The organism is Streptomyces sp. NPDC057307, assembly GCF_042667665.1.
Lineage (GTDB): Bacteria > Actinomycetota > Actinomycetes > Streptomycetales > Streptomycetaceae > Streptomyces.
Map to the genome: position 1 here is coordinate 1 of NZ_JBHUZM010000209.1, position 9,788 is coordinate 9,788.

Here is a 9,788-nt window from a genome sequence, read left to right on the forward strand (position 1 = left end):
GACGGTGCCCGCGGGCACCGTCCCCCTCGCCTTACCGTCTCGGGACTACTTCAGACCGTTGCTGATCGCGGTCACGAGTTCGCCGTTCGCGGTGTCACCGGTGAAGTCCCAGAAGAACGCTCCGCCGAGGCCCTGGCTCTTGGCCCAGGTCATCTTCGAGGCGATCGTCGCCGGGGTGTCGTAACTCCACCAGTTGCTGCCGCACTTGGCGTACGCGGTGCCGCCGACGGTGCCGGTGACGGGGCAGGTGTTCTTGAGGACCTTGTAGTCCTCGATGCCCGCCTCGTACGTGCCGGGGGCCGCGCCCGTCGCCGTACCGCCCGGTGCGGCCTGCGTGACGCCGGTCCAGCCGCGTCCGTAGAAGCCGATGCCGAGCAGCAGCTTCTTCGCCGGGACGCCCTGCGCCTTGTACTTGGCGATCGCGTCGGCGGAGTTGAAGCCGGCCTGCGGGATGCCCGGGTAGGAGGTGAGCGGGGAGTGCGGGGCCGTGGGGCCCTGGGCGGCGAAGGCGCCGAAGAAGTCGTACGTCATGACGTTGAGCCAGTTCATGTACTGCGAGGCGCCGGCGTAGTCGGCGGCGTCGATTTTGCCGCCGCTGGACGCGTCGGCGGTGACGGCCGCGGTGACCAGGTAGTTGGCGCCGAACTTGGCACGCATGGCCTGCATCATGTTCTTCATCGCCGCCGGGCCGCTGGTGTCACAGCTCAGACCACAGGCGTTCGGGTACTCCCAGTCCAGGTCGATGCCGTCGAAGACATCCGCCCAGCGCGGGTCCTCGATCAGGTCGTAGCAGGACTGCGCGAACGCGGCCGGGTTCTTCACCGCGTCACCGAAGCCGCCGGACCAGGTCCAGCCGCCGAAGGACCAGAGGACCTTGATGTTCGGGTTGGCGGCCTTGAGCTTGCGCAGCTGGTTGAAGTTGCCGCGCAGCGGCTGGTCCCAGGTGTCGGCGACGCCGTCGACGGCCTGGTCGGCGGTGTACGCCTTGTCCGTCGCGGCGTACGCGTCACCCATGGTGCACTTGCCACCCTGGACGTTGCCGAACGAGTAGTTGATGTGGGTGATCTTCGACGCGCTGCCGGACGTCACCAGGTTCTTGACGTGGTAGTTGCGGTCGTAGACGCCCCACTCGGTGAAGTAGCCGAGCTTGACCTGGTCGCCGGGCGGGGTGCCCGGGTCCGTGCCGCCGCCGGTGGTCCTGACGGCCACCGAGCCGCTGACCGGGCCGGTCTGGTCGGCCGTGTCACGGGCCTGGACGCTGTACGAGTAACTGGTGCCCGCGGTCAGGCCGGTGTTCGTGTACGTCGTACCGGTGACCGTGGCGATCTTCGCGCCGTCCCGCAGGACGTCGTAGTTCTTGATGCCCTTGTCGTCGGTGGCCGCGCTCCAGCTGAGCTTCGCCGACGTGTTCGTGATCTCGCTCGCGGTGGGGGTGCCCGGGGCGGTGGGGGCCGTGTCGCCGGGGACACTGCCGCCGTCGCAGGAGGCGCCGTTGAGCTTGCAGCCGGAGGGGGAACCGGAGCCGGAGCCGGTGCCGTTGAAGCCGAAGGTGACGGAGGCGCCCGGGTTGAGGGTGCCGTTCCAGCCGACGTTCTTGGCGGTCCAGTGGTTGGTGCCGCTCTTGGTGACCGTGGCGTCCCAGGCGGAGCCGACGCCGGTGCCGGCGGGGAAGTCCCACTCGACGGTCCAGGAACTCAGTGTGGTGGTACCGGTGTTCTTCACCGTCCACGAGCCTTCGAAGCCGGTGCCCCAGTCGGACTTCTTGGTGTACGTGGCGGTCGCCGAGGTGGCCGCCTCGGCGGGGGAGGCCAGGCCGACCATGGCGGCGAGGGGGAGGAGCAGTGCGGTCAGCGCCGCGACGGATCTGGATCTGAATCTGGCTCTTCGGACGGACGTCTTCGTGCTCAAGGGGTACTCCTCGAGTGAGTTCGGAGCAGTTCGGGGATGGTCCGGGTTGGTCCGTGACACCCGACTCTTGCGAAAGCTCGCGCACTAGTCAGTGGCGTGAGAGTAAGGAGGTCTGGACCAATCGTCAATAGGTCCAGACCAAAGGCGTGACGGGGTTCGCCACGGCATCTGGTACGTCCCCGGCCCGGGGTCCGTTCAGATCCCCAACTCCTGCGCCAGAACCGCCGCTTGCACCCGGCTGCGCAGCTCCAGCTTGCCCAGCAGCCTGCTGACGTGCGTCTTGACCGTCGCCTCGGCCATGTCGAGCCGCCGCGCGATGTCGGCGTTCGACAGCCCGTCGCCCAGGCTCGACAGCACTTCGCGCTCGCGCCGGGTGAGGGCGTCGAGCACGGTGAGGTCCGGCGCGTTCGCGGCCCGTACGGCCTTCGGCGAGGCGAACTCAGCGATCAGCCGGCGCGTCACGGCGGGCGCGATCAGACCCTCGCCGCGCGCCACGGTCCGCACCGCCTCGATCAGCTCGCGCGCCTCGGTGTTCTTCAGCAGGAACCCGGACGCGCCGGCGCGCAGCGCGCCGAAGACGTACTCGTCGAGGTCGAACGTCGTCAGTACGAGGACGTCCGCCAGTCCCTCCTCGACCACCTGCCGCGTCGCGGACACCCCGTCGAGGCGCGGCATCTGAATGTCCATCAGCACAAGGTCCGGGCGCAGCTCGCGGGCCAGCCGTACGGCCTCCTCACCGTCCCCGGCCTCGCCCACGACCTCGATCTCCGGCGCGCTGCGCAGGATCAGCACCAGTCCCGCGCGCACCGCCGACTGGTCCTCGGCCACCAGAACCCGGATCGTCATGAAGCGCCGTTCCCCTCGTCGACGGGCAGTTCCGCCCGTACCCGCCAGATCTTGCCGCCGTCCGCGTCGTCCGACGTGACCGGTCCCGCCTCGAACTCCCCGTCCAGCAGCGCCACTCGCTCACGCATCCCGACGAGTCCGGCGCCGGAGCCCGGCGCGCGGGGGCCGGGCCGGTCGCCGTACCGGCTGACGACCTCGACGCGCAGGGCGCCCCGCGAGTGGTCCAGGACCACCGACACCGGGCCCGGCGGCGCGTGCTTGAGCGCGTTGGTCAGCGACTCCTGGACGATGCGGTACGCCGCCATCTCGACCGGCGCGGGCAGCGGCGCGCCCTCGCCCCGCCGGTCCGCCAGCGTGAACGTGAGCCCGCTGGAGGCGCCGTTCGTACGGGCCTGCTCGACGAGCGAGTCGAGCGCCCGCAGCGTCGGCGCCGGGGCCGGGTCCTGGTCGTCGCCCGCGTCCCGCAGCAGCCCGATGAGCCGCCGCATCTCGGCCAGTCCGGCGACGCTGTTCTCACGGATCACCGTCAGCGCGTCCTTCGTGGTTCGCGCGTCGTCGAGCGAGAGCGCGGCGGTGGAGTGGATCGCGATGGCCGACAGATGGTTGGCGACCATGTCGTGCAGCTCACGGGCCATCCGCGCGCGCTCGGCCGTCACGGCCTGCGTACGGTCCATCTCGGCCAGCAGCGCGGTCTGTTCGGCCCGCAGCCGGGCGGCCTCGGCGGCGTCGCGGTGATTGCGCACCAGGACACCGGTGGTGGCCGGGGCGACACTGATCGCGGCGGCGACCACACCGAGCAGCAGCGCCTCGGGCGTACGGAGCCAGCTCAGCGTCCCCACGGTGATGCTGATCGAGATCAGCGCCGTGCCCCAGGGGATCCGGCGGGCGGCGGACGGGCTCCCGTACAGCACCGCCGCGTACACGAGGTCCGTGAACATCGCGATCGTCGCCACACTGCCGGTGGTGAACTGGTCCGCGACCAGTGCCACGGTGCCGACGGCCAGGGCCGTGCGGGGCGCGGTCCTGCGCACCAGCTCCATCAGGGAGATGGCGACGAGGGGCAGCAGCACCCAGAAGCCGGACAGCCACCGGCCGCCCTGGGTGTGCAGCCCGAGCGACCACAGCAGCACACCGCCGAGCAGGCCGCCCGCGCCGATCAGGACGTCCTCGCGGTGCGGGCGCGGGAAATCGGTCATCCCACCATCAAACACGGCGCCGCGCGCGGGCACGTCCCCGTACCGGCCGAGGAGGCGGTACATCGAAGGATGCAGTCACGGTTCGTCACTGCCGACGACGATCGGGGCCCGGACCGGCGGGAGGCTTGGAGTGAGCCGGAAGGGGGCTGTCGTGATCGTCACGCTGATCATCATCTGTGAGGTCGGGTTCTGGGTACTGCTGGGCGTCGGACTCGCCCTGCGCTACTTCGCCCGGATGCCGCGCGCCTCGGTCGCGGTGCTGCTGTGCGAGCCGCTGTTGGAGGTCCTGCTGCTGGTCGTGACGGCGATCGACCTCAGGAACGGCGCCGAACCGGACTGGAAGCACGGCCTCGCGGCGGTGTACATCGGGTTCTCCGTGGCCCTCGGCCCGGAGCTGATCAAGTGGGCCGACGCGCGCTTCGCCCACCGCTTCGCGGGCGGCCCGCCGCCGGTGAGGCCGCCGAAGTACGGCAAGGCCCGCGCGATCCACGAGTGGCGGACGGCGGCGCGGTGGATCGTGGCGTCGGGCATCGCCGTCGCACTGCTCCAGGCCGCGATCTGGTACGTCGGCTCCGACGGGAGGATCGACTCGCTGCGGATGTGGCAGCAGAAGATGGTCTTCCTGATCGGGATCAACGTGGTGTGGGCGCTCGGCTACACCGTCTTCCCGAAGAAGGCCCCGGGCGGGACCGCCGACGCGGGGAGGGCCAAGTCCCTCAGCGACCGCTGAGGTCCGGTCAGCGCTCGCCGCCCGGCACCCACAGCACGTCTCCGACCTCCTTGTTGGCCACCCTGGCCAGGATGAACAGGAGGTCGGAGAGCCGGTTGAGATACGTCGCCGTGAGCGGGTTCATGGTCTCCCCGTGCGTCTCGAACGCCGCCCACGTCGAGCGCTCCGCGCGCCGTACGACGGTGCACGCCTGGTGCAGCAGCGCCGCCCCCGGCGTACCGCCCGGCAGGATGAAGCTCCGCAGCTTCTCGACCTCCTCCAGGAAGAGGTCGCAGTCCGCCTCCAGTTTGTCGATGTACGACTGCTCGACCCGCAGCGGCGGGAACTCGGGCGCCTCGACCACCGGCGTGGAGAGGTCGGCGCCGACGTCGAAGAGGTCGTTCTGGACCCGGACGAGGACCTTCACGACATCGTCCCTGAGCTGCCCCAGCGCGATCGCCCCACCGATGACGGCGTTCGCCTCGTTGGCGTCGGCGTAGGCGCCGATCCGCGGGTCGGTCTTGGCGGTACGGCTCATGTCGCCGAGCGCCGTGGTGCCCTGGTCGCCGGTTCGGGTGTAGATACGCGTCAGATTGACCATGTGCCCAGCCTAGGCGGTGTCTTGTCGATCGGGCCGGACCCCGGGGAGACCTCGCGCGAAGTCCTCGTACCGCTGGACGACATCGAGGAAGCACCGGGCGAAAAGATGCTCAAGTACGCTGTACGGCAAGGCCGATGGGCCGCCCCGGCGCGCTCGCGGATGTGATGTCCGTCATGTGAGACGTGACGCGCATCTCTTCACCACCACAGGGCAGCTCACGACCGATAACCTCCGGCAGAGGGAAATGTAAAGCGCGTGTTAAGCCGCGCGCCGTTCCGGAGCGGAAATCAAGGGGTACGTCGTGGCCAGGAAGCTCGCCGTCATCGGTGCCGGACTCATGGGGTCCGGAATCGCGCAGGTCTCGGCCCAGGCGGGCTGGGACGTCGTGCTGCGAGATGTGACCGACGAGGCCCTGACCCGTGGCAAGAACGCGATCCGCGCCTCGTACGCCAAATTCGTCACCAAGGGCAAGCTCGAAGAGGCGGACGCGGACGCCGCGCTCGCCCGGATCACCACGACCACCGATCTGGACGCCGCGGCCGACGCCGACATCGTCGTCGAGGCCGTGTTCGAGAAGCTCGACATCAAGCACGAGATCTTCCGGACGCTCGACAAGCTCGTACGCGACGACGCCGTCCTGGCCTCCAACACCTCGGCCATCCCGATCACGAAGATCGCCGCCGTGACGGAGCGTCCCGAGCGCGTCGTGGGCGCGCACTTCTTCTCGCCCGTACCGATGATGAACCTCTGCGAGCTGGTACGCGGCTACAAGACCAGCGACGAAACTCTCGCCACCACACGGGAGTTCGCCGAATCGGTCGGCAAGACCTGCATCGTCGTCAACCGCGACGTCGCGGGCTTCGTCACCACCCGGCTGATCACCGCCCTGGTCGTCGAGGCGGCCAAGCTCCAGGAGTCGGGCGTCGCCACGGCCGAGGACATCGACATCGCCTGCAAGCTCGGCTTCGGCCACGCCATGGGGCCGCTCGCCACCGCCGACCTCACGGGCGTCGACATCCTGCTGCACGCCGCCGACAACATCTACACGGAGTCGCAGGACGAGAAGTTCGCGGCGCCCGAACTGATGCGCCGGATGGTGGACGCGGGTGACATCGGGCGCAAGAGCGGGCAGGGCTTCTACAAGCACTGACCGTTCTGCCCTCACCCCACCGGGTGAATTCGGTATCAGTTCGCTCACGGACGGCAACTTCCTCGGCCGCGCGGCTGTCAGTTGTTGCACAAAGGCATTGCACGAAGACCTCGCACGAAGACTCAGCACGAAGACCTCAGTACGAAGACCTCGCACCACGACCGAGAACACAGACGCGGAGCACATAAGCATTCGGGGAGCGCATATGTACATCAGGGGCGACCACGCCGAGCTGGTCGTCGAGGGCCGCCTCGACGTACGCAGCGCGGCGGACGCCCGTACGGTCCTGCACTCGGCCGTCGACGACGGAGCCGGCGACCTGGTGCTCGATCTGACCGGACTCGATTCCTGGGACGCCACGGGCCTCGGCGTCATCATGGGCGCGCACAGACGGGCCGGACGGTGCGGGCGCAGACTCGTCCTGCGCGGTGTGCCGGCCCAGATGCAGCGCCTGCTGGTGGCCACCCGGCTGCACCGCATCCTCGCCATCGAGGGCGGGATCGCAGCAGAATCGCTTCCGCGCGTCTGACCACGCCGAGCGGTGCGTACCGCTCGAACACCGAGCGGTACGTATCGCTCGAACTCACCGGCCCCGCCCGTGAAACCGCGCACAATCCTCACGAGACCGTGACGTCTCGGACGGGGTGGCACCCCGGCTGTTCCTGGATACTGTGCGGAGGTTTAGGGTTTCGGCCGTCGGCCGACCAACAACCCATGCGGCGGGCACCGGACCAGAAGCGACAGCGGGGCGTGCGAGGCCGGAAGGGCAACCGCACGCCACGATCTGGGGGGCTTTGACGATGAACCCGACCGACCCGACCCACCCGACGGACCCGCGTCCCGAGGGTGCCGGTCCCGCGGGCACCGGCCCCGCCGGAGCGGGGCGCGCCGACGAGAGACCCGCCGAGGCCGCCGACCGGCCGAGCCCGTGGCTCTCGCACCCGACGCCCGCGCGCACCGTCGAGCTGATCTCGGGCGACTTCCTGATCACCGTCAACCCCGTCGACGGCAGCGAGATCGAGCCATGCCCGCCGGGCTCGCAGCCGCCCACCCCCGGCAGGCTCGACGCCGACGAGCGCGCCGAGCAGCGCCGGGCCGGCCGGCCGCCCATACCGCCGGGCCCCGGCGCGCCCCCGCTCCCGCTGCTGGAGCGTCGGGAGGAGCGCGAACAGCTCGTCGGACTGCTGGGCCGCGGCCGATCCGTACGCCTCACCGGGTCGGCGGGCTCCGGCCGTACCGCACTCATCGAAGCCGTCGCCGCCGACTGCGAGGACCTCGCGCCGGACGGAGTCGTACGGCTCTCCGGCCACCACCGCACCGTCACCGAGCTGCTGTACGAGCTGTACGCGGGCGTGTACCGGTCCGTGCTGCACCGCCCCGACCGCGCCGGACTGCTGCGCCTGGTCAACGGCATCGGCGCGATCGTCGTCGTGGACGACCTCGAATTCGGCGGCGAGCCGCTGGACGAACTCCTCGAAGCCGCCCCCGAATGCGCCTTCCTCCTCGCCGTCACCCCCGACGTCGACGCCCCCATATCGCGCTCGCGCCTCGAAGAGGTCCTGCTCGGCGGTCTCGGCCGCGGCGCCTCGCTCGACCTGCTGGAGCGCGCCACGGGGCGCCCGCTGACGGACGAGGAGGCGAACTGGGCCGGCGACCTCTGGTTCGAGTCCGAGGGGCTGCCGCAGCGCTTCGTCCAGGCCGGGGCGCTGCTGCGCGGGCGCGACCGCCTGCGCGCCGACCCGGAGCCGTACGAGGCGGACGGGGTCTTCGTCCACGAACTGGCGGACGCGCCGTACGGCCAAGGACCGGGCCGGAGCGAGGCGTTCGCGGACGAGGGGCTCACCGCCGACGGCTACGACGTACCGCTGCCGACCCTCGGCGAGGGCGCCGCGCCCGCCGTGCTGCTCGCCTCCCGGCTCGGCGAGGCCGCGCGGGAGACGCTGCGGTTCGCCGTCGCGCTCGGCGGCGAGGTGCCGCACCAGGCCCATCTGCCGGCCCTGGTGGGCGACACCCACGCCGACGCCGCCGTCGGCGAACTGATGAACGCCGGTCTCCTCTCGCCCGTCGGCCCGCGCTACCGGCTCGCCGCCGGAGCACTCGCCCAACTGGAGGCACGGGGTTACGGCGACGAGGCCACGTCCCGCGCACATGTCGCCGTCCAGCACTTCACCTGGTGGGCCGGCCATCCGTCGGTCACCCCGCGACGGGCCTCCACGGAGGCGGACGCGCTGCTCGCCGCGATGACGCCGCTGGTGTCCAGCGGCGAGGCGGGCCACGCGAGCGCCGCCGTCCTGCTGGCCAGGGGCGCGGCACCCGCCTTCCTCGCGGGGCTGCACTGGGGTGCCTGGGAGCGCGCGCTGCGGATCGGCCAGGAGGCGGCCAGGATCGCCGGGGAGGTCGCCGAAGAGGCGTACTTCCACCACGAGTTGGGGATCCTCGCGCTCTGCGTCGGGAGCCTGGACCGGGCCCGCGCCGAACTGGAGACCTCGATCGGCATGCGCGGGGCGGTGGCGGACAAGCGGGGCACGGTGTCCGGCCGCAGGGCGCTGGCCCTGGTCACCGACCGCGAGAACGGGAACACCCCGGTCGCCTTCCGCCCGGCCGGCGACGAACCGCCGGTGTCGCCGCCGCGCGGTGTCTCGATGGTCGTACCCGTCCTGCGGCCTCCGTCGCCGGACGACCGGATGACGCTGGTGACCCGGCGCGACGACACCCCGGTGGCCGGCGGCGCCGCCACCGCCGGACCGTCCGTACGCCGGCGCCGGCCGGTGCTGGGCGGCGCCCGCCGCAACCTGGTCGCCGCCGGGGCGGGCGCGGTGCTCGCCGCCGTCCTGGGCACGGTCGTGACCCTCGGCGCCTCGGGCAACGACACCTCGCCCACGGACCGGGTGCAGACGGACCATTCGGCGGACGACGACGGCACCGGCGGCTACGACGACACCGGGACGCCGACGGACGCGAGCACGAAGAAGCCGGCCAAGCCGGGCGGCGTCCCGGCCACGACCGGTTCCGGCACGCCGACGCCCAGCGCGACCGAGGGCTCCGAGTCCCCGGATCCGTCCGGCAGCACGTCGGACGACCCGTTGGAACCGGGCGACGACCCGAGCTCCCCGGACCCGACGAAGACCACCTCGCCCCCGCCGACGAAGACCACCTCGCCCCCGCCGACGACTCCGACGTCACCTCCGCCGACGACGACCCCGACGTCACCTCCGCCGACGACGACCCCGCCACCGCCCCCGGAGTCGGCGACGGTGGGGATCCCGGCGGAACCGACGTCGGCGTCCCCGTCGTCGTCGGTGGCTCCGTCGGACTCGCCGGACACGGATCCGTCGGTGATCTGACCGGCCCGGACACGACAACGGGGCGGCCCCGGGC

Annotated in this window: 8 protein-coding genes; 4 read left to right on the forward strand and 4 right to left on the reverse strand. The window is 71.3% G+C overall.

The window, feature by feature from the left end:
- Positions 1-45: 45 nt before the first annotated feature.
- The 3 genes from ACFUN8_RS35555 to ACFUN8_RS35565 form a co-directional block, all read right to left on the reverse strand.
- Positions 46-1,908 carry a glycosyl hydrolase family 18 protein gene (locus ACFUN8_RS35555; protein WP_382567148.1) on the reverse strand — a complete coding sequence of 621 codons (1,863 nt, stop codon included), beginning with the start codon at positions 1,906-1,908 and terminating at the stop codon, positions 46-48.
- Positions 1,909-2,103: 195 nt separating this feature from the next.
- Positions 2,104-2,754, reverse strand: coding sequence for a response regulator (locus ACFUN8_RS35560; RefSeq protein WP_383647081.1), 651 nt, complete (start codon positions 2,752-2,754; stop codon positions 2,104-2,106).
- Positions 2,751-3,950 carry a sensor histidine kinase gene (locus tag ACFUN8_RS35565; protein ID WP_383647083.1) on the reverse strand — a complete coding sequence of 400 codons (1,200 nt, stop codon included), beginning with the start codon at positions 3,948-3,950 and terminating at the stop codon, positions 2,751-2,753. The genes ACFUN8_RS35560 and ACFUN8_RS35565 overlap by 4 nt, the downstream gene beginning before the upstream one ends.
- 151 nt (positions 3,951-4,101) lie before the next feature.
- Between ACFUN8_RS35565 and ACFUN8_RS35570 the strand changes: the two genes are divergently transcribed.
- Positions 4,102-4,680, forward strand: a complete 579-nt coding sequence (locus ACFUN8_RS35570; protein ID WP_383647085.1) for a hypothetical protein — start codon at positions 4,102-4,104, stop codon at positions 4,678-4,680.
- Positions 4,681-4,687: 7 nt separating this feature from the next.
- Here the strand turns inward: ACFUN8_RS35570 and ACFUN8_RS35575 are convergent, their stop codons facing one another.
- Positions 4,688-5,260 (reverse strand): cob(I)yrinic acid a,c-diamide adenosyltransferase, encoded by a 573-nt coding sequence (locus tag ACFUN8_RS35575; RefSeq protein ID WP_382567139.1) that lies wholly within the window; start codon positions 5,258-5,260, stop codon positions 4,688-4,690.
- A 301-nt stretch (positions 5,261-5,561) separates the two neighbouring features.
- Between ACFUN8_RS35575 and ACFUN8_RS35580 the strand changes: the two genes are divergently transcribed.
- The 3 genes from ACFUN8_RS35580 to ACFUN8_RS35590 all read left to right on the forward strand — a co-directional run bounded on the left by ACFUN8_RS35580 (position 5,562) and on the right by ACFUN8_RS35590 (position 9,754).
- Positions 5,562-6,410 carry a 3-hydroxyacyl-CoA dehydrogenase family protein gene (locus tag ACFUN8_RS35580; RefSeq protein WP_383647089.1) on the forward strand — a complete coding sequence of 283 codons (849 nt, stop codon included), beginning with the start codon at positions 5,562-5,564 and terminating at the stop codon, positions 6,408-6,410.
- Positions 6,411-6,615: 205 nt separating this feature from the next.
- Complete coding sequence (locus ACFUN8_RS35585; RefSeq protein WP_356586576.1) at positions 6,616-6,939, forward strand: STAS domain-containing protein; 324 nt, start codon at positions 6,616-6,618, stop codon at positions 6,937-6,939.
- 271 nt (positions 6,940-7,210) lie between these two features.
- Positions 7,211-9,754 (forward strand): ATP-binding protein, encoded by a 2,544-nt coding sequence (locus ACFUN8_RS35590; protein WP_383647092.1) that lies wholly within the window; start codon positions 7,211-7,213, stop codon positions 9,752-9,754.
- Positions 9,755-9,788: the final 34 nt, after the last annotated feature.